Here is a 20,654-nt window from a genome sequence, read left to right on the forward strand (position 1 = left end):
GATGGAAAGCGGCGAGACGCTTCTGAAGAAGCTCGACGGCAAACTGTCGGGCCTGCGTGGTCGGCTGACACCCGATGCCGGTATGGACAAAATCACCTGGTTCCGCGCTGGCGGACCGGCACAGGTCCTGTTTCAGCCTGCCGACGAAGAGGACCTCTCCGTATTTCTGAAAGCCGTGCCGGAAGAGATGCCGATCCTCGTCGTCGGCATTGGCTCCAACCTGCTTGTACGCGATGGCGGTGTCCCCGGTTTCGTCGTGCGGCTTTCTGCAAAAGGCTTCGGCGAAGTCGAACAGGTTTCCGATACGCAGTTGCGGGCAGGGGCGGCGACGCCTGACAAGCGTGTGGCCGCAGCGGCGCTGGAAGCGAGGCTAGCTGGCTTTCATTTCTACCACGGCATTCCCGGCGGCATTGGCGGCGCTTTGCGCATGAATGCAGGCGCAAACGGCGTGGAAACACGCGAGCGCGTCGTGGAAGTTCGTGCACTTGATCGAAAGGGCGAGGTGCATGTGCTTTCCAATGCCGATATGGGCTACGCCTATCGTCATTCCTCAGCCTCACCGGATCTGATTTTCACTTCCGTATTGTTCGAAGGCAATCCGGGCGAGCCTGATACAATCAGGCAGGCCATGGACGAGGTGCAGCACCATCGCGAGACGGTGCAGCCGGTGCGCGAAAAGACGGGCGGTTCGACCTTCAAGAATCCGGAAGGCACGTCGGCCTGGAAGGAAATCGACAAGGCAGGCTGTCGCGGTTTGCGTGTCGGCGGCGCGCAGATGTCCGAAATGCACTGCAATTTTATGATCAATACAGGCACCGCAACGGGGCATGATCTGGAGACTTTGGGCGAAACGGTACGCGCCAAAGTTTTCGAAAATTCGGGTATTCGCCTTCATTGGGAAATCAAACGTCTCGGTTTGTTCCGCGAGGGTGAGCCGGTTGAAGAGTTTCTTGGAAAATTTTGATAAAAAAGTTGCCCGGATTTTCTACCTGATATTCCGGGCTTTTTTGCCTTCACAAGCGACGCGTAAGGTTCGTCCCTTCCTATAGGGTCTTGTCACGGAATCAATCCTCTGATTCTTTAGGGTTAACCACACAGTGATTTGATTCGGCAGGATTTTCCTGCCGCGGGTGCCTGCGGCCTGTGCTGCTGGGTTACTCGGATTCTGTTTAATTGATGCGCAGGGGATTGCGCAGAGGGGATGCTAACATGACGGGAAAGCACGTCGCCGTTTTGATGGGCGGTTTCTCTTCGGAGCGTCCGGTCAGCTTGTCCTCCGGAGCAGCTTGCGCTGCGACCCTTGAAGAGCGCGGCTATCGCGTGACGCGTGTTGATGTGGACCGCAATGTTGCCAGCGTTCTTGCCGAACTGAAGCCTGACGTTGCGTTTAATGCGCTGCATGGTCCTTTCGGTGAAGATGGTGCTATTCAGGGTGTTCTCGAATATCTCCAGATTCCCTACACCCATTCGGGCGTGCTCGCTTCGGCGCTTGCCATGGACAAGGATCGCGCCAAGAAGGTTGCGGCTGCTGCTGGCGTTGCTGTTGCTCCCTCGCTTCTGCTCAACCGTTTTGAAATCGGTACTGAGCATCCGATGGAGCCACCTTACGTGGTCAAGCCGGTCCGTGAAGGCTCGAGCTTTGGTGTTGTGATCGTTAAGGAGGATCAGGCGCATCCTCCGCAAATCATCAGTTCGGCTGAGTGGAATTACGGTGCTGAGGTGCTGGTCGAACAATACATTCCCGGTCGGGAATTGACCTGCGCTGTGATGGGTGATCGCGTCATGGACGTGTGCGAGATCATTCCGGTAGGGCATCAGTTCTACGACTATGATTCAAAATATGTTGCAGGCGCGTCTTCTCACGTGTGTCCGGCAAAAATTTTACCAAATATTTACCAAAAAATACAAACAATGGCCCTTACGGCGCATCGGGCAATCGGGTGTCGGGGCGTAAGCCGGTCAGACTTCCGTTTCGATGATCGTTTCTCTGAAGATGGCGAAGTTATCTGGCTGGAAATCAATACCCAGCCGGGGATGACTCCTACCTCGCTCGTGCCTGATATCGCCAAAGCGGCTGGTATCTCTTTCGGTGAATTGTTGAGTTGGATGGTGGAGGACGCGTCTTGTTTGCGTTGAACGGAAAATCGGACGGATATGGGCGCTCGGGCTCGATGCGGGATGCATCGGGGGCGATGGGTGCTGCTTTTGTCCTGCCGCGCTTCCTGCGCAAGCCGTTCCGCTTTGCCGTCCGCCTTTTCCAGGGCAATGTTAATATTCCGCGCCATGCCGGCACTGTCGGCATGCTGGGTTTCCTCGGTGCTACCGGCCTTTATGGCATGGCGGTTGGCGGTCACACGCCGGAGGTGGTCAAGGCGACTGCTTCCACGCTCGGTTTTGCAATCGAGGATGTAAAGGTCGTTGGAAACAACGAGACCTCCGATATCGATGTTCTGGGCCAGCTTGATCTCGACGGCGAGACGTCTCTTGTCGGCCTGAGCGCAGAAGAAGCGCGCCAGTCCATCGACAAGCTGCCCTGGGTTGAAAGCGCAGAAGTTCGCAAGGTTTATCCCGGCACCGTTCTTGTTTCGCTGCATGAGCGCAAGGCGTTCGCCATCTGGCAGAACGACAAGGACCTGTCGCTGATCGACGCCGCTGGCGACACGATCGTTCCGTTCCGTTCCGGCCGTTACAATTCGCTGCCGCTCGTCGTGGGTGAGGGTGCGGAAAAGAAGGTCAAAGGGTTCGTTGATGAGATTGCTGCCTATCCCGGTCTGGCCGGAAAGGTTCGCGCCTACATCCGCGTCGGCGACCGTCGCTGGGATCTGCTTCTCGATAATGGCGTGCGCATCATGCTGCCGGAAACCGATCCGCTGAAGGCATTGGCGCAGGTCGAAAAGCTCGATCAGGACCAGCATCTTCTGTCGCGCGATATCGCTGCGGTCGATCTTCGTCTCGATGATCGTGTGACGGTCCAATTGACGGTAACTGGCATGGAGCAGCGCCAGAAGTTTCTGGCAGAGCGTAAAAAAGAACTATCCCGCACGGGGAAGCGCGTATGAGTATTCTGGGCGGCAAGGGATCATCACAAGGCGGAACTGCAGGGCGCAAGGTGCGCCTGTTAACGGTTCTGGATGTCGGATCGAGCAAGGTTTCCTGCGTCATCGCACGGTTGCGTCCGCATGAAGGCGGCGCACTGCTGCCGGGTCGCACGCATCGTATGGAAGTGCTGGGCATAGGCCATCAGCGTTCGCGCGGCGTCAAGTCGGGCGTCATCATCGATCTGGATGCGGCTGAGCAGTCGATTCGTCTTGCGGTCGATGCAGCAGAACGCATGGCTGGCCTTACCGTCGATAGCCTGATCGTCAATATTTCAGCCGGTCGCCTCAAGAGCGAAACCTTCACGGCAAGCGTCAATCTGGGCGGCCATGAAGTCGAGCAGACTGATATTCGCCGCGTTCTGGCCGCTGGTGCCAAGCAGGCGCTCGCAGCCGAGCGTCACCTCGTTCATTCACTCCCTGTCGGTTATACGCTCGACGGTGAACGTGGTATTCGCGATCCTCTCGGAATGCTGGGCGACAGCCTTGGCGTCGACATGCATGTGTTGACTGCCGATGCAGCGCCGTTGCGCAATCTGGAACTTTGCATCAATCGCTGCCACCTGTCGGTGGAAGCCATCGTAGCGACGCCTTATGCCAGCGGTCTTGCGGCTCTGGTCGGCGACGAGGCTGAAATGGGTGCGGCCTGCATCGATATGGGCGGCGGCACGACGACGATTTCCGTTTTCTCCGAAGGCAAGTTTATTCACGCCGATGCAGTAGCCATCGGCGGCAATCACGTGACGATGGACGTGGCTCGCGGCTTCTCCACCCGGATGGAAGACGCTGAACGCCTCAAGGTCATGTACGGCTCCGCTCTGCCGAGCGCTGCCGATGACCGCGATCTCATCTCAGTGCCGCCCATCGGCGACGATGAGCGTGATGTACCCAATCAATATCCGCGCTCGGTGCTGACGCGGATTATCCGTGCAAGAGTGGAAGAGACGCTGGAACTGGTGCGCGACAGGCTCAACCAGTCAGGTCTTGGACATATTGTCGGCAAGCGTGTGGTTCTGACCGGCGGCGCAAGCCAGCTGCCAGGTATGCCAGAGGCGGCCCGGCGAATCCTTGCAAGAAATGTACGAATCGGGCGTCCTCTAGGAATAGCGGGATTGCCTGAGGCGGCTAAGGGGGCAGCTTTTGCCGCGACCGTTGGACTTCTGATTTACCCGCAGGTGGCCGGGATAGAAGAGCGGTCGGTGAAAGCGGCTTCCTCCGGTCTCATGACCGGTACGGGTGGGCGCATTCAACGTGTCAGCCAATGGCTGAAAGAGAGTTTCTGAGTAGCAAGTGTTGTGTAAGCTTTTGAAATAGCGTGTTGAATTATTGGGGCGTGACCATCTGGGTAACAACCAATCCACACCGCGGCGGCGAAGCGGTGGTAAGGCTTAAGAGGAACAAGGACCTATGACTATCAATCTGCAAAAGCCGGATATCACCGAGCTGAAGCCCCGCATCACCGTATTCGGTGTCGGCGGCGGCGGCGGCAATGCGGTCAACAACATGATCAATGCCGGTCTGCGCGGCGTGGATTTTGTCGTAGCCAACACCGACGCTCAGGCTTTGACGATGTCGAAGTCCGAACGCATGATCCAGCTTGGCGCTGCTGTCACAGAAGGCCTTGGTGCTGGTTCCCAGCCAGAGGTTGGCCGCGCGGCTGCTGAAGAATGCATCGACGAAATCGTCGATCACCTGAACGGCACGCATATGTGCTTCGTGACTGCCGGCATGGGCGGCGGTACCGGTACGGGTGCAGCTCCGGTCGTGGCGCGCGCTGCCCGTGAACGTGGCATTCTCACCGTTGGCGTCGTGACCAAGCCTTTCCATTTCGAAGGCGCCCGCCGCATGAAGACTGCCGATCTTGGCATCGAAGAACTGCAGAAGAATGTCGATACGCTTATCGTCATTCCGAACCAGAATCTCTTCCGCATCGCCAACGACAAGACCACCTTCGCCGATGCTTTCGCAATGGCTGACCAGGTGCTCTATTCGGGCGTTGCCTGCATCACAGACCTGATGGTCAAGGAAGGCCTCATCAATCTCGACTTCGCTGACGTTCGTTCGGTGATGCGCGAAATGGGCAAGGCCATGATGGGTACAGGCGAAGCCTCCGGTGAAGGCCGTGCAATGGCTGCTGCCGAAGCTGCAATCGCCAACCCGCTGCTCGACGAAACCTCAATGCGCGGTGCAAAGGGCCTCCTGATCTCGATCACCGGTGGTCGCGACATGACCCTGTTCGAAGTTGACGAAGCTGCGACGCGTATTCGTGAAGAAGTCGATCCGGATGCGAACATCATCCTTGGCGCAACCTTCGACGAAGGCCTCGAAGGCGTCATCCGCGTTTCTGTCGTCGCTACCGGTATCGATAAGCAGTTAGGAGACGCGGCGCCTGCGCCGCTGGAATTTCGCCAGCCGGTAAAGCAGACGGCACAGGCGAAGCCGATGGCTCCACATGGCGCACTTCGTCCTCCGGTCGTTGAACAGCCGCGTCAGGTCGATCCGATTGCCCAGGCAATCCAGTCTGCCGAAGCTGAAATTCCAGCCGCACCGGCAGCTCCTGCCGCTTCTGCTGAGCCGGAATTCCGTCCGCAGAGCCGCATTTTCCAGGCTCCGGCACCGGAATCCTTTGAACGCGCTCCGGTTGCCCGTGCACCGATGCCGCAGGCCCCGGCAGGTCTTCAGGCAGCGCAGCCGCAGTCCTACCAGCAGCCGCAGATGCACGAACAGCCGGCACGCGAGCCGCGCCCGGCTCCGCGCATGCCTGCCGTTTCGGATTTCCCGCCGGTTGCACAGGCTGAAATCAATGCCCGTCGCGCTCCGCAGCAGCCTGCACAGGAAGAGCCGCGCGGCCCGATGAGCCTCCTGAAGCGCCTGACCCATGGTCTTTCGCGTCGTGAGGAAGATCAGCCTGCCGCTCGTCTGGAACCGGCTCAGCATCGTGAACCTGGCATGCGTCCGGCTGAACGTCGTGCTCCGCAGCAGGACTCGTCGATCTACGCACCGCGTCGCGGCCAGCTTGACGATCAGGGCCGCCCGCAGCCGCGTGCAGCTTCGGAAGAAGATCAGCTTGAAATCCCGGCATTCCTGCGCCGTCAGTCGAACTGAGCCATTTCGGTTAGTGAATAGGAAAACCGCGGGTAACTCCCGCGGTTTTTTCGTTTCAGTAAACAAAATCAAAACATTCGTAAGAAAGCGTGATTTTGTTCAAGTCACGCAAATTATTATTTTAATTGAAACGGGGTATGGTTGGGGCAGCACATGTTTGTGAACCCTGTGTATTTCCGGTCGCAATTTTAGCTATATCTATCCATATAGACGCAAAGAATTGCGAAACGGGCTGTGTTGAAATTCCGTTTGAACGGCCTGCATTCATTTTATTCAGCAGATTGGAACTGTCTTGAGCGCTTATCAAAAGACAATTGGTCGTGCGGTCACGCTTTCAGGCGTCGGCGTTCATGGCGGGGCCCCGGCTTCGGCGACGTTTTTCCCAGCCGATGCCGATACGGGTATCGTGTTTCAGCGCTCGGACCTGAAGGGCAAGGCACCGGAAGTACGGGCCCATGTTTCACAGATTGGCGCCACTGACCTCTGCACGTCGCTCGGACCGAAAGAATCCAAGATCGACACGGTCGAGCACCTGATGGCTGCGGTCGCTGCGCTGGGCATTGATAACCTTGTCGTTGAAATTGACGGTCCTGAAGTTCCTATTCTCGACGGTACTTCTGCTCGTTTCATCGAAGCTTTCGATGAGGCGGGTATCGTCACGCAGGAAGCGAAACGCCGCTTTATCCGTATTCTGAAAACGGTCCGCGTTGAAGCCGGTGGCTCCTGGGGGGAATTCCGTCCCTTTGCCGGTACAAGGTTTGAGGTCGAGATCGACTTCGAGTGCCCGCTGATCGGCCGGCAGAAATTTGCCGACGATGTGGACGAAGCGACCTTCCGCAAGGAGCTTTCCACCGCGCGCACTTTCGGTTTCATGAAGGATGTGGAGCGCCTCTGGGCTTCCGGCCATGCGCTTGGCTCGTCGCTCGACAATTCGCTTGTCATTGGTGACGACAATTCTGTCATCAATCCGGGCGGTCTGCGTTTCAGGGATGAGTTCGTCCGTCATAAGACGCTTGATGCCGTCGGCGATCTGGCACTAGCCGGTCTGCCGTTTCTCGGTTGCTTCCGTTCCTATCGCAGCGGCCACCGGCTGAATGCAGAAACGGTCAAGGCGCTGCTGTCGGACAAGACGGCATTCGATATTGTCGAGGCATCCGGTATTCGCCAGAATTCCAGAGCATCCGATTTCGTCGCCGTGAAGCCGAATATCGCGGCTCCATGGGCGCTTTAATATCAGCAAAGAAATGAGTGTGCATCGGCGCATGGCCTTAATTGAGCCGTGTTCGCCGGTTCACCTCGCAATTGAGTCGGTGCGCCGTTCTGCGGTGGATTGATCGGGGAGCATCTACCCATACGGGTAGCCAATACCGGGGACAATTCACACTGGTTACGCGTTTCGATATGCCGTCCCGCGGATTTCAGACCACTAGACGATTGCCGATTTCGCCTGCATGTGGTTTATGGACGGCCAAAACGGCGTCAGCTATGTTTGTACATTCGCTGAAGCTGAATGATTTGTATGGATGGAGCAGCCGTGCAGTGCTAGAAGCACGCAACTCCAAACAGGAATGACGCTGCCAAAAGGCCGGAGACCGCATGACGAGTTTCAAATTCAAGGGTGTGACGAAAACCGCGCTGCTGACTGGCGCTATCGCCGTTCTTATCCCGCTCGCCGGTTGTGCCAGCAAGGACGACGACATCGATCTCACCAAGTATGTCGAGACGATCGATCCTGCCGACAAAACCTACAATGAAGGTCTCGCCAATCTGGATGCAGGTCGCCTTGATGAAGCTGCGAAGAAGTTCGCCGCCGTCGACCGCCAGCATCCCTACACGGAATGGGCACGCAAATCGCTCGTGATGGCTGCCTTTACCAACTACCGCAAGGGCAATTACGAAGAAGCGATCTCGATGGCGAAGCGTTACAATACGCTTTACCCGACTTCGCCTGAATCAGCCTATGCCTATTACATCATCGGTCTTTCCTACTTCCGCCAGATTCCGGACGTGACCCGCGATCAGGCTGCAAGCCGTCGCGCAATCGCTGCGATGCAGGAGGTGGTCGATCGTTTCCCGGATTCCGAATATACGGATGATGCCAAGGCCAAGATCCGCTTCGCCCGCGACCAGCTCGCAGGCAAGGAAATGCAGGTTGGCCGCTACTATCTGGAACGCAAGGAATATCTTGCCTCTATCAAGCGCTTCCGTGGCGTTGTGGAGGAATATTCCAACACCCGTCAGGTGGAAGAAGCGCTCGCTCGTCTCGTCGAAGCCTACTATGCGCTTGGCCTGACGTCTGAAGCCCAGATGGCAGCTTCGGTTCTCGGCAAGAACTATCCGGATAGCCCGTGGTATAAGGACAGCTACAAGCTTCTGCAGAGTGGTGGTCTTGAACCACGCGAAAACGGCAATTCGTGGCTGGCCAAGGCTTCGTCGCTCATTACCGGCGGCGGCTCATAAGCTGATTCTCACATGCTGTCGCACCTGTCGATCCGCGATATTGTTCTGATTGAAAGGCTCGACATCGAGTTCAAGACAGGCTTGTCCGTGCTTACCGGTGAAACCGGGGCGGGCAAGTCTATTTTGCTTGATTCGCTTTCGCTGGCGCTTGGCGCACGTGGCGACGCTTCGTTGGTGCGTCACGGTGCCGATCAGGGGCAGGTGACAGCGGTGTTCGATGTGCCGGGCGCGCATCCGGCCCGGATTTTTCTGCGTGATAACGGTTTCGAAGATGATGGTGACATCATCCTGCGTCGCCTGCAGATGGGCGATGGTCGCACGCGCGTCTTCATCAATGATCAGGCGGCAAGCGTCGCGCTTCTTCGCGATCTTGGGCGCAGGCTGGTGGAAATCCACGGCCAGCATGACGACCGCGCGCTGATCGATACCGATCTTCACCGCACATTGTTGGATGCTTTCGGTGGTCTCGAGCCAGAGGTGGCAGTGGTTCGCGAGCGTCACAAGGCCTGGCGCGATGCGGAAACCGCACTTGCCAAGCATCGCGCCCGCGTCGAGCAGGCCGAGCGTGAAGGTGACTACCTGCGCTCTTCGGTTGAAGAACTGACCAAGCTTGATCCGCAACCCGGCGAGGAAGAAGAGCTCGCCGAGCGCCGCGCGATCATGATGAAATCCGAAAAGATCGCCGGTGACGTGAACGAAGCTGGCGAGTTGCTGTCGGGGCAGGGATCACCTGTACCGACGCTGGCGAGCCTCGTGCGCCGTCTGGAGCGCAAGATTCCGGAAGCGCCGCATCTGCTGGAGCCGGTTTGCAAGGCAATCGATGAGGCGCTCAACAGTTTGGCTCTCGCTCAGGACGGTATAGATCACGCCATGCGCGAGATCGATTTCGATCCGCGTGTGCTGGAACAGGTCGAGGAGCGGCTTTTTGCTCTGCGCGCTGCGGCGCGCAAGTATTCTGTCGCGGTGGAGGGATTGCCTGCGCTGCGTGACAAAATGGATGCTGATCTTGCCGATCTGGACGCTGGAGCGGAAAAGCTTATCCAGCTTGAAGGTCAGGCAACCGAAATGCGGGCGGCCTATGACACGGCAGCGGCTAAACTTTCCGGGTCACGTAAAGAAACAGCGGAGCATCTGAAGGCGGCTGTGATGGCCGAATTGCCTGCACTGAAGCTGGAGCGCGCAGAATTCATCGTTGAAATGACGACCGACGCGCAAGCGCGGGCTGCGGAAGGCATCGATACGGTTGAGTATTGGGTGCGCACCAATCCCGGCACGCGGGCCGGGCCGATGATGAAGGTCGCTTCAGGTGGGGAGCTTTCACGTTTCCTGTTGGCGCTGAAGGTGGCGCTTGCGGATCGCGGTTCTGCTCCGACGCTCGTATTCGATGAAATCGATACCGGCGTGGGCGGTGCGGTGGCGGATGCCATCGGGCAGCGCCTTGCACGGCTTTCCGGTCGTGTACAGGTTCTTTCGGTCACACATGCGCCGCAGGTGGCAGCGCGTGCCTCCACACATTTCCTGATTGCCAAATCGGCAACCCATGAAGACCGGATGGCGACCTCGATCCGATCCATCGGGGTCGATGAGCGGCAGGAAGAGATTGCCCGTATGCTGGCCGGTGCCAGCATCACCGATGAAGCGCGTGCAGCAGCAGAGCGCCTGCTGGCCGAGAATTGAGCATTTCCAGCAAAAGTGCGAAGCGGTTTGGCGTCGGATATGGGGTACCAACAAAGAAATAGCGCGCTCGTCTCCTGACAGAACGTTGTCAGTGTGACCACATGTTCGTAACCGTGCGCGGCTGTATGCGTAGCCGTATTTCTTGGTTATGTTGAGCAAAATTGAATCAGCAGGTTTTGCTTCGCTTATGACCGATACTCCCGTCGAAAAACTGACCGAGCCTGAAGCCGTTTCTGAACTGGAACGGCTGGCGCGCGAAATTGCTCATCATGACGAGCTTTATCATGCCAATGACCGGCCAGAGATTTCCGATGCCGAGTATGACGCGCTGAAGCGGCGTAACGATGCGATAGAAGCGCGCTTCCCGCATCTGGTGCGGGCGGATAGCCCATCCTTGCGGGTTGGCACTGCGCCGGTTTCGAAATTCGCGCAGGTTGTTCACGCACGCCCGATGCTTTCGCTCGGCAATGCGTTTTCGGATGAGGACGTCCGCGATTTCGTGGGCAGTGTCTATCGCTTCCTAGGGCATCTGCCGGATAATTCCATCGCATTTACCGCTGAACCGAAGATTGACGGACTTTCCATGTCGATCCGTTACGAGAATGGAATTCTGGTTAGCGGTGCGACGCGCGGGGACGGCACGACCGGCGAGAATGTGACGGCGAATATCCGCACTATTGCTGAAATTCCGAACCGGCTTCCGGCGGGTGCGCCTTCCGTCGTGGAAGTGCGCGGCGAGGTCTATATGGCCAAGAGCGACTTCCTCGCGCTCAACGAGCAGATGGCGGCCGAAGGCAAGCAGACTTATGTGAACCCGCGCAACACGGCAGCAGGTTCGCTCCGCCAGCTCGACGCCAAGGTGACAGCGAGCCGCAAGCTGAAATTCTTTGCCTATGCCTGGGGTGAGATGTCGGACATGCCTGCCGATACGCAGACGGGCATGGTCGAGATTTTCCGCGAATGGGGTTTCCCGGTCAATCCGCTGACGAAGCGGCTTCACGGTGCAGACGAATTGCTCGCGCATTACCGTGCCATCGGTCTTGAGCGCGCCGAACTCGATTATGACATTGATGGTGTCGTTTATAAGGTTGATCGGCTCGATCTGCAGACGCGGCTCGGTTTCCGCTCGCGCAGCCCGCGATGGGCCATTGCGCACAAGTTTCCGGCAGAACAGGCTACGACGATCTTGCGCGGTATCGACATTCAGGTCGGGCGCACCGGCGCGTTGACGCCGGTAGCGCGACTGGAGCCGATCACTGTCGGCGGAGTAGTCGTCACGAATGCGACGCTGCACAACGAGGACTATATCAAGGGTATCGGCCTCAAGGGTGAGCGTATTCGCGCGGATGAGCATGACATTCGCGTCGGCGATACGGTCATCGTGCAGCGTGCAGGCGATGTCATCCCCCAGATTGTCGATGTTGTGCTGGAGAAGCGCCCGGCTGATGCTGTTCCTTTCCAATTCCCGCATGAATGCCCGGTCTGTGGTAGCCATGCGGTCCGCGAAGAGGGGGAGGCGGTTTATCGCTGCACCGGCGGTCTGACCTGCGCTGCACAGGCAGTTGAGCGCATTCGCCATTTCGTATCGCGCAATGCGTTCGATATTGAAGGTCTTGGTGAAAAACAGGTCGAGTTTTTCTTCCATGCCGAAGATGACAGCCTGAAGATCAAATCGCCTGCGGATATTTTCACGCTGCAAAAACGACAGGCGGATTCGCCTCTGAAGAAACTCGAGAACATCGAAGGCTTCGGCGTGACTTCCGTGAAGAAGCTTTACGATGCGATCAATGACCGGCGCGAGATTGCCCTGCATCGTTTTCTGTTCGGCCTTGGCATCCGTCACGTTGGCGAGGTGAATGCCAAGCGTTTTGCGCGGGCCTATCTGTCTTATGCGGCTTTTGAAAAAGCGGCTCTGGAGGCTGTACCGCCGAAAGAAGGCGACCGCACCGATAAGGGCAACGAATCCTGGCAGGAACTGATTGCGGTTGAGGGCATCGGTTCCATCGTTGCTGAAGCTGTCGTGGATTTTTATGCGGAGCCACATAACCGCGAAGTGCTGGCCGCTCTTCTCGCCGAAGTAACGCCGCTTGATGAGGAAGCGCGCGTTGCCACCGGTTCGCCGGTTGAAGGCAAGACGGTGGTATTTACCGGCAGTCTGGAACGTATGTCGCGCGATGAGGCAAAGGCCATGGCCGAGCGCTACGGGGCAAAGACAGCCGGATCGGTGTCGAAAAAGACCGATCTCGTGGTGGCCGGACCGGGAGCGGGTTCCAAACTCGCCAAGGCGTCGGAGCTTGGTATCGAAGTCATCGATGAAGACGCCTGGTTCACATTGGTCGGAGAAGAATAATGGCCCCGTTCAGTGGATTCGGTGAGAAAGCGATCCCGTTTCTGAAAGCTCTGGATTTTCACCAGAATCGCGAATGGTTCGTTGAGAACAAGGATCTTTTCGAGCAGCAATTGAAGGAGCCGCTTGGCGATCTTGTGGACGAACTGACAGGTCGTTTCGAAAAGGCCGGTCTGCCGTTCAAGGGCGACCGAGTGAAATCGCAGTTCCGCATCAAACGCGATACGCGGTTTTCCAAGGACAAGGCACCCTATAACCGCCACCTGTCTGCGCTGCTGTCGCAATCGGGCACGAAATGGGACGAAAGCGGGTGCTTCTATGTCTGCATCGGCCTGCCGGGTGTCCGCGATTGCTACGCTTGTGTTGCGTGGTGGGGCCCGAAAAAAGAACTGCTTCTGGCCATACGCACTTCTATTGCCGAGAAGCCGGAAGAATTCCGCGGCATGGTCGCGAAACTCAAGAAAAACGGTTTGAAAATCAGCGACTACGACCGGCTGAAACGCACGCCGCGTGGTTTTGAGGCCGTGACCGATGATGATTTGCTGGAAGCAATTCGCAATCGGCATTTTTCGGTGCGGATAGAAATCGACCCTGAAACGATTACCCGCGCTGATCTGGCAGATCGTCTTGTCGACTTCACTGAACGGGCTCGCCCGCTTGTGGACTGGATGCACAAAATCGAAAAGACCATTCCGCAACAATCATGATCGTTCATGAATGCATCAGCCGGATTTATGAGTGATGCGCAAATGCGGCATTCCTGTTTAATAGTATGATTTTTTGGGAAATCATATTCCAACGGGCCGCAGAATTTCCTAACTACTCTTCATTCGGAGGAGTGAATATTCGTGGACCAGACTTTTCGGCCCGTAAGGGCTTCAGCGCGCGCCGATATTATTGACGGTGTCCGGCGCGGACTTCCGCTTGTCGTTGCCGGAGCGCCCTTTGGCTTGCTGTTCGGCGCACTTGCAGTCGATAACGGATTGTCGCTTGCCGAAGCGGTGTTCATGAGCTCCATCATCTATGCCGGCGCCAGCCAGATGGTCGGGCTTGATCTTTTCGGCCAGAACATCGCGCCGTGGATGATCGTCATGTCGATCTTCGCCGTCAATTTCCGGCACGTGCTCTATTCGGCGACCACGGGTCGGCGCATCCGTCACTTCAAGCCATGGCAGAAGGCGCTGGCCTTTTTCGTTCTGGTGGACATCCAGTATGCGGAAGTTGAACAACGAGCCGAAGCCGGTAAGCCGGTCACCTTCGTCTGGTATATGGCCATCGGGCTCACATTCTATCTGACCTGGGTTCTCGAAGCGCTGATTGGCGGGCTGTTCGGCAATCTGATCACGAATCCCTATGCCTTCGGCATCGACTTTTTGTTGCCGATCTATTTTCTCGGCATGGTGATGAGTTTCCGCCATCGGCAGAACTGGTTGCCGGTTGTCATCGTCAGTGCGATTTCAGCCGTGGCGGCCTACAAGTTCGTGGGATCTCCGTGGCATGTGTCGCTGGGTGCACTCGGCGGCATTGTACTTGCGGCGATTATTGCCAAGCCACGCGAAGGGGAGGCGTAAATGTCCACCACGATCTGGATCATTCTTGCCGGTGCGCTCTGCACCTATCTCACCCGCATCGGCGGACATCTGGTGCTGTCACGCTTCAGCCATGTGCATTATAGGGTGGAAGCGGCGCTCAACGCCGTGCCTGCGGCCGTTTTGACGGCCATTGTGGCCGCACCTGCATCAGATCACGGCTGGCGGGAACTGCTCGTGCTTGCGGTCTGTATCGTGCTTTCGTTGCGGCTCAGCATGATGACCATGTTTTTTGCAGGCGTAGCGCTTTTGATCGCGCTACGCCATTTCACCGTGTGAATGCTTTATCAAAGCGGCGCGGTTGCCGCTTCGAGCCATTTGCGCTCAGTGTCCTTGAGGTGGGCTGAAAGCTTTTCGCGCACGCTGGCATGGTAGCGGTTCAGCCAGTCGATTTCCTCCTGCGTGAAAAGCGACTTGTCGATCAGGCGCCGGTCGATAGGGCAGAACGTCAGTGTCTCGAAGCCCATCATCGGAATGTCGCCGCCTTCAGGGATTTCCGGTTCGGTGACGATGATGAGATTTTCGATGCGGATGCCGAATGAGCCTGGCTTGTAATAGCCCGGTTCATTGGAAAGGATCATGCCCGGCAGCAGTTCCTGTGCGCCCTTTTTCGAAATGCTCTGCGGGCCCTCATGCACCGACAGGTAGGAGCCGACGCCGTGGCCGGTTCCGTGCGCATAGTCGAAACCATGCTTCCATAGTGCGATACGCGCCAGAACGTCGATATCCTGCCCGCGTGTGCCTTTCGGGAAGCGAGCCGTCGTGATCGCAATCACACCTTTTAATACGAGCGTGAATGCCTTGATCGTCTCTGGCGTTACCTTGCCGATGGGGACGGTGCGTGTGATGTCGGTGGTGCCGTCGCGATATTGTGCGCCGGAATCGACCAGATAAAGCTCGCCATCTTCAAGCGTTCTGTTGGTGTCGGTATTGACGCGATAATGGATGATAGCGCCGTTTGGCCCCGCACCGGAGATCGTGTCGAAGGATATATCTTCCAGCGGCATCTGGAAGTCGCGCCCAGCTTCTGCGCGCGATTCTTCCAGCTTCTGCGCCGCGCTGATTTCATCGATTGTGCCGGGCTTCTGGGCGTCGACCCATGATAGGAAATTGACCATCGCCACGCCGTCGCGCTCATGGGCAGCTCGTGAGCCGTCAAGCTCGGCCTTGTTCTTGATTGCGCGTGGAATACGGGCAGGGTCTTTGCCTTCGATTACGCTGCCACCTGCGCTGGTGACAATGAGGCGAAGTTTTTCTGCCGCGAGGATCGGGTCGAGAAGAATAGCTTCTCCCTTGGCCGCGAGAGCGCTGAGGTGCCCCTCCAGATCGCTCGGTGCCGAGAGCTTGGCGAGTTGGGTCAGATAGGCGCGCGGTTCGATGGCGAGCTTGCGTTCATCGATGAAAAGCTCTGGTTCACCCTTTGCAGGAATGATGGCAAAGCTCAATGGAAGCGGCGTGTTGGACACGTCCTTGCCGCGAATATTGAACACCCATGCGACTGATGACGGGTCAGTCAGGACGGTAGCACGAGCGCCGCTTGCGGCAACTGCTGCCTGCATTTCCTTGATCTTGTCTTCCGCTTCATGTCCGGCGAAACGGGCTGGCTGGATAGTGACTTCCGCCGTCGGCACTTCAGGCTGGTCGTCCCATACGGCGTCGACAAGATTGATTTCGACCGGAACGAGCTGACCGCCCTGAGCCTCCAGTGCTTCACGTAAACTGCGGGCTTCGGAAATGGTATGGAGCCAAGGATCGAAGCCGATATGCAGGCCCTTGCCGTTGTCTGCCAGCCAGGAAGCTGGCGGATTTGTAACGAGGCTTTCATAGGAGAAGACCTTCGGGTCGGTCTGGGCGCGAACCTGCAGCTCATAACGTCCATCGACGAAAATAAAGGCACTGTTCTTGAGGATGAGCGCGGCACCGGCCGATCCGGTGAAACCGGTCAGCCATGCGAGGCGCTGCGCACGGGGCGGAACATATTCGCCCTGATGCTCGTCCGCGCGAGGAACCAGAAAACCGTCGAGGCCCAATTCGGCCATTTTCGCACGCAGCTTCGCAACGCGCGGGCCACCATTGGCCGGGTTTGTGGTGACGTCGAAACTCTGAAAAGCCATAGGTGTAACTCGCTCAAAACAGGAATACGCCGTGATTTATACGGCCTGTTACTTCAGATGAATTGCCACCCAGCCTTCGCGATGCAGCGTCTTTTGATGGGTGAGTCCCTGTGCCTGATAGGCAGCGAGCACCGCATCGTGCTGGCTGTCAAGTATTCCGGACAGAATGATGGAACCGCCGGATGCCATATGTTCCTTGAGGGATGGCGCGAGTTCGATCAGGGGATTGGCGAGAATGTTGGCGACGATCAGGTCGAATGGCGAATAGGAGCGGAAGATCGGATGACCGAAGCCTTCCGCTGTTGCCGTAACGATATGTTCTGCCACGCTGTTCTTGGCGGCATTTTCAGCGGCGACCGTAACGGCGATAGGGTCGATGTCGGTAGCCAGTACCGGAATGGGAGCCAGCTTGGCGATGGCGATGGCAAGAACAGCGCTGCCTGTGCCAAGGTCGAGCGCATTGGTCGGGTGTTCGCTGTTGACGGTTTCCTCGATCAGTTCAAGGCATCCTGCAGTCGTTCCATGGTGACCGGTGCCGAAGGCAAGACCGGCATCGATCTCGATAGGGATGTCGCCGGCTTCGATCTTGTCGCGGTCGTGCGAGCCATGGACAAAGAAATGTCCGGCTCTGACAGGCTTCAGACCTTCCAGCGAATGTGTGACCCAGTCGATATCAGGGAGTTCCTCGACGGCGAAAAGACCCGGCCCTACCAAGGCACCGATCCGCCTGGCTACATCTTCGGCATCGTCCTCGACATAGACCGATACTTCGAAAATCTGCCGGTCTTCATCGATCTCGGTGATAGCGATTGGGAAACCGTCTTCCTCGAAAGACTGTTCGAGAGTGTTGTAGACGCGCTCGGCTTCCGCCTTATCCGCCGAAAAGAAAAGTCGTGACTGGGCCATGAAGTAAAAAGCTCTCTATCTTTGACGCATTTCCGAAGGAAATGCTTCGGAGCCTCTACTTAGAGCATTTCCTGCAAAAGTGCGAAGCGGTTTTGCGTTGGATAATGCGTAAAACCAAACAGCGGGGGCGGGTTCACGCTTCCACTTTTCACAAGAACCGCGCTAGCCGTTCGCAGCGCCTTTGGCCAGGTTCTTCAACTTTTCTAGAGCTGTATCCGGGTTTTCCTGATAGGCGATGGTGCTGCGGAAGCGACCGCCCTTGTCGAGCAGAAATACCGACGCCGTATGATCCATCGTATATTCGCCGTCTTCGCCCGGAACTTTCTTGGCGTAGACGTGGTAGGATTTGACTACATCAGCAATATTCTCCGGCGTGCCCGTGACTCCGATGATGCGGTCGGAAACATTGCCCACATAGGTCTTCATGACTTCCTGCGTATCGCGCTCCGGATCGACAGTGATAAAATAAGCCTTGATGTCACTGGCTTCGGGTCCAAGCTGCTTCAGCCAGCCATCCAGTTCATAAAGCGTCGTAGGACAAACGTCCGGGCAATGGGTGAAACCGAAGAAAATGGCTGCTGGCGCGGCGCGCAGGTCCTTCTCGGTGAAAGGCGTGCCGTCCATAGTCACGAGGTTGAGCGGACCACCGAAGGGTTCTTTTGCTGCCTGCTTGTCGCGGAAAAGGTTGAAACCTGCAGCGCCGACAATGACGACGATGAAGGCAATGATGAAGATGGGCAGAAATTTTTTCATGTCCAGTCAGCCTTGAATTTCGCAACGCGCCTTGCTGCGCTGCTCAACAACCTATCTTTTCTTTATGCGTTGCAGAACGGTCGATATAGCCGCATCCCTGCCATCACGAAGAGCGTGCCGGTAATGTACTGCCATCTGCTCAATTTTCAATAATTTCTGAAATTTTTGACGATTTGTCGCGCGGTAGAAATGGCTCCTCATAGCTTGTGGAGCCAGAGTCGTTCAGACATGACCAAAATTGAACAGCTTCTCCATTCTTTCTTTTTGCAAGGTCAGCTAAACTGATATATTTCCGTCATAAAACCGCAATTTCTTGTGAGTGACATAGTGGAAATCGATTATATCATTGCCTGGGTCGATGGGCAGGACCCGGCGCATATGGCTGCCAGAAAACAGTTCGCTCCCGATTCCGCTCGCACGCATTTTGAAGCCGTAACCAGCGAACGCTATCTCGATAATGGCGAGATTTATTACAACATCGCTTCCGTCATCAAATTCGCGCCGTTCATCAAGCGTATTTTCATCATCACCGATCATCAGAAGCCACGGTTCCTCGATGCGTTCAAGCAGGAGAGCAAGTGCGACGCGTCCTTTATCCAGATCGTGTCACATGATGACATTTTTAAAGGTCTGCCCGCTGCCCGTCCTTCGTTCAACGCCCGTGCTATCGAAGGCGCGATGTGGCGGATACCGGGCCTGTCGGAACATTTCATCTATTCCAACGACGATTTCTTCGTGAATGCTCCGCTGACAATTTCCGATCTTTATGAGAACGAACGTCCTGTTCTCCATGGTGACTGGGTAAGACCTGAAAACACCCGCTGGAAATACAAGCTGCGCCGATTGCTCGGCAAGGTATCGCGATACGAATATACGTTTCCGAAATTCCGCATGGCGCAATGGAAGGGCGCCGTTGCCGCTGGCACGAAGGATCGCTTTATGTCGATCCATCATCACCCCCATCCGCTGCGGCGCAGCACGCTGGCGACTTTCTTCGCGGAGAAGCCCGACGTTCTGAATAAGCAGGTCAGTTTCCGATATCGCGATATCGAACAGTTCAATACCGTTGCTCTCGCCAATCATTTGGAGATCTTGCGGCACAAAGCCTCCGTTCGCCCGGCAAGAGAACTGGCTTATCTGGATTTCGTCCAGGAGAAGCATTGGGCGGAAGAACTGCAAGCAATCGAAGCGGGATCAGCACCCTTCGGCTGTGTGCAGGGGTTTGAGCGTTTCGATCCCGCGTTCCGTGCCAAAATTCACCAGACCCTCATTGCGAAGTTTGACGATGTTCTGCCGAATGTTATCAAGGATTATCTTTCCGGCGAGGAAGATGGTTCGCAGGAAGCGGCTTAGGCAGTTCGTTCCAGAGCTGACTGTGCTGCAGGGAAGCTTGGGGTGAATTTGCAATGACGTCGTCCGGTGATCTTCGTTTCCAGAACAGCGAACCGCGCATTCATTCCACGGCCCAACTGAAATCCGTCAAGCTGGGGCGATATGCCGATATTGGCGAGCGCGTGATTCTTCGTGAAGTCACGGTCGGCGACTTCACCTATTTCGAGCGTAACGGTGAGGGGATCTACGCCGAAATCGGCAAGTTCTGTTCCATTGCCGCGAATGTTCGCATCAATGCTCTCGAACACCCGATGGAACGGCTGACGACGCATAAGATCAGCTATCGGCCGAATGAGTATTTTCGCTATCTGGGCGTTGATGGAGAGTTCCGGGCAAGGCGTCAGGAACAGCGCGTGGTCATCGGCAACGATGTATGGATCGGCCATGGTGCGGTCATCACACCGGGCATCCAGATCGGTCATGGTGCTGTGATTGGTGCGAACGCGGTCGTAACAAAGGACGTGCCACCCTATCATGTGGTCGGTGGTGTTCCCGCCCGGTTCATCCGCAAACGCTTCGATAATGCCATCATAGAACGGCTGCTTGAACTCGAATGGTGGAACTGGCCGGTGGAAAAGCTCTATGAAGCAGTACCGGACATTCAGATGCTCGAAATCGAAGCATTTCTTGAAAAGTGGAGCAGCTGATTTCTGCTCTTGCAAAGCCGTAATTGTTCACCCACCTTCGCATCACAACAGTTCTGGAGGCTGGAAGATATGGTCGGACTGAAGCGTTTTGCCTGGTTGTTGCTTGCTCCCATGCTGGTCGTTGCCGCTTCGGCGGCGCCGGCGGAAGAAGTTGGCAAGGTTGGCGTCGACTGGCTTGGAAACGATATCGTCATCGATGCGGTGCAGGACCCGAAAGTGCAGGGCGTAACCTGTCATCTGGCGTCGTTTTCGCGCGGCATGATCGATCGGCTGCAGAAAGGCAACTGGTTTGAGGACCCGTCCAATGCGTCCATCTCATGCGAGCAGACAGGGCCGATCACAATCGGTGATATCAATCTCGGCAAGGGTGGAGAACGGGTTTTCTCCGAGCGTACCAGTCTGATCTGGAAGAAGCTTGTCATCACCCGCATTTATGACAAGACAAATAATACGCTGCTTTATCTCGCCCATGCGACACAGGTTCAGGACGGTTCAGCGAAAACGTCGCTTTCAACCGTGCCGCTTTACAAGGGTGATGTCACTTGGGCGAAGGGCAAGCCGGAATAGTC

At 56.6% G+C, this 20,654-nt stretch carries 18 protein-coding genes; 15 read left to right on the forward strand and 3 right to left on the reverse strand.

Translation table 11 applies throughout. The annotated features are described in order from the left end of the window. Position 1: 1 nt before the first annotated feature. The 12 genes from murB (at position 2) to HWX93_RS06420 (ending at position 14,552) form a co-directional block, all read left to right on the forward strand. On the forward strand, positions 2-964 hold the full coding sequence (gene murB, locus HWX93_RS06365; RefSeq protein ID WP_176036870.1) for a UDP-N-acetylmuramate dehydrogenase: 963 nt from the start codon (positions 2-4) through the stop codon (positions 962-964). Between the two features lie 245 nt (positions 965-1,209). Further along, positions 1,210-2,136 (forward strand): D-alanine--D-alanine ligase, encoded by a 927-nt coding sequence (locus tag HWX93_RS06370; protein WP_176036871.1) that lies wholly within the window; start codon positions 1,210-1,212, stop codon positions 2,134-2,136. Further along, entirely contained in the window at positions 2,124-3,059 is a 936-nt protein-coding gene (locus HWX93_RS06375) for a cell division protein FtsQ/DivIB (RefSeq protein ID WP_176036872.1), read from the forward strand. Before HWX93_RS06370 ends, HWX93_RS06375 begins: the two co-directional genes overlap by 13 nt. After that, positions 3,056-4,378, forward strand: coding sequence for a cell division protein FtsA (gene ftsA / locus HWX93_RS06380; RefSeq protein ID WP_010659734.1), 1,323 nt, complete (start codon positions 3,056-3,058; stop codon positions 4,376-4,378). Before HWX93_RS06375 ends, ftsA begins: the two co-directional genes overlap by 4 nt. Before the next feature lie 124 nt (positions 4,379-4,502). Next, entirely contained in the window at positions 4,503-6,200 is a 1,698-nt protein-coding gene (gene ftsZ, locus HWX93_RS06385; protein WP_176036873.1) for a cell division protein FtsZ, read from the forward strand. Between the two features lie 292 nt (positions 6,201-6,492). Then, positions 6,493-7,431 carry a UDP-3-O-acyl-N-acetylglucosamine deacetylase gene (lpxC, locus tag HWX93_RS06390; protein WP_176036874.1) on the forward strand — a complete coding sequence of 313 codons (939 nt, stop codon included), beginning with the start codon at positions 6,493-6,495 and terminating at the stop codon, positions 7,429-7,431. A 365-nt stretch (positions 7,432-7,796) separates the two neighbouring features. Beyond that, a complete protein-coding gene (locus tag HWX93_RS06395; protein WP_010659737.1) occupies positions 7,797-8,660 on the forward strand; it encodes an outer membrane protein assembly factor BamD in 864 nt (287 codons plus the stop codon). Positions 8,661-8,672: 12 nt separating this feature from the next. Continuing rightward, a complete protein-coding gene (gene recN, locus HWX93_RS06400; RefSeq protein WP_176036875.1) occupies positions 8,673-10,337 on the forward strand; it encodes a DNA repair protein RecN in 1,665 nt (554 codons plus the stop codon). A 187-nt stretch (positions 10,338-10,524) separates the two neighbouring features. Then, positions 10,525-12,687, forward strand: coding sequence for an NAD-dependent DNA ligase LigA (gene ligA, locus HWX93_RS06405; protein ID WP_176036876.1), 2,163 nt, complete (start codon positions 10,525-10,527; stop codon positions 12,685-12,687). Beyond that, positions 12,687-13,391: a DUF2461 domain-containing protein gene (locus HWX93_RS06410; RefSeq protein ID WP_176036877.1), complete on the forward strand. Its 705-nt coding sequence runs from the start codon at positions 12,687-12,689 to the stop codon at positions 13,389-13,391. Before ligA ends, HWX93_RS06410 begins: the two co-directional genes overlap by 1 nt. A gap of 141 nt (positions 13,392-13,532) precedes the next feature. After that, a complete protein-coding gene (locus HWX93_RS06415; RefSeq protein WP_061346016.1) occupies positions 13,533-14,255 on the forward strand; it encodes an AzlC family ABC transporter permease in 723 nt (240 codons plus the stop codon). Continuing rightward, positions 14,256-14,552: an AzlD family protein gene (locus HWX93_RS06420; protein ID WP_061346017.1), complete on the forward strand. Its 297-nt coding sequence runs from the start codon at positions 14,256-14,258 to the stop codon at positions 14,550-14,552. An 8-nt stretch (positions 14,553-14,560) separates the two neighbouring features. Here the strand turns inward: HWX93_RS06420 and HWX93_RS06425 are convergent, their stop codons facing one another. From HWX93_RS06425 to HWX93_RS06435, 3 genes are all read right to left on the reverse strand, one after another. Next, a complete protein-coding gene (locus tag HWX93_RS06425; RefSeq protein ID WP_176036878.1) occupies positions 14,561-16,387 on the reverse strand; it encodes an aminopeptidase P family protein in 1,827 nt (608 codons plus the stop codon). Between the two features lie 48 nt (positions 16,388-16,435). Continuing rightward, complete coding sequence (locus tag HWX93_RS06430; RefSeq protein ID WP_176036879.1) at positions 16,436-17,293, reverse strand: 50S ribosomal protein L11 methyltransferase; 858 nt, start codon at positions 17,291-17,293, stop codon at positions 16,436-16,438. 162 nt (positions 17,294-17,455) lie between these two features. After that, positions 17,456-18,046 carry an SCO family protein gene (locus HWX93_RS06435; RefSeq protein WP_176036880.1) on the reverse strand — a complete coding sequence of 197 codons (591 nt, stop codon included), beginning with the start codon at positions 18,044-18,046 and terminating at the stop codon, positions 17,456-17,458. Between the two features lie 327 nt (positions 18,047-18,373). Here HWX93_RS06435 and HWX93_RS06440 point away from each other — a divergent pair, with 327 nt between their 5' ends. The 3 genes from HWX93_RS06440 to HWX93_RS06450 all read left to right on the forward strand — a co-directional run bounded on the left by HWX93_RS06440 (position 18,374) and on the right by HWX93_RS06450 (position 20,652). Then, positions 18,374-19,399, forward strand: coding sequence for a hypothetical protein (locus tag HWX93_RS06440; RefSeq protein WP_235969073.1), 1,026 nt, complete (start codon positions 18,374-18,376; stop codon positions 19,397-19,399). 53 nt (positions 19,400-19,452) lie between these two features. Next, entirely contained in the window at positions 19,453-20,085 is a 633-nt protein-coding gene (locus tag HWX93_RS06445; protein ID WP_176036881.1) for a DapH/DapD/GlmU-related protein, read from the forward strand. Positions 20,086-20,154: 69 nt separating this feature from the next. Then, positions 20,155-20,652 (forward strand): CreA family protein, encoded by a 498-nt coding sequence (locus HWX93_RS06450; protein WP_176036882.1) that lies wholly within the window; start codon positions 20,155-20,157, stop codon positions 20,650-20,652. Positions 20,653-20,654: the final 2 nt, after the last annotated feature.

The organism is Brucella tritici (genome assembly GCF_902825325.1).
Taxonomy (GTDB): Bacteria; Pseudomonadota; Alphaproteobacteria; order Rhizobiales; family Rhizobiaceae; genus Brucella.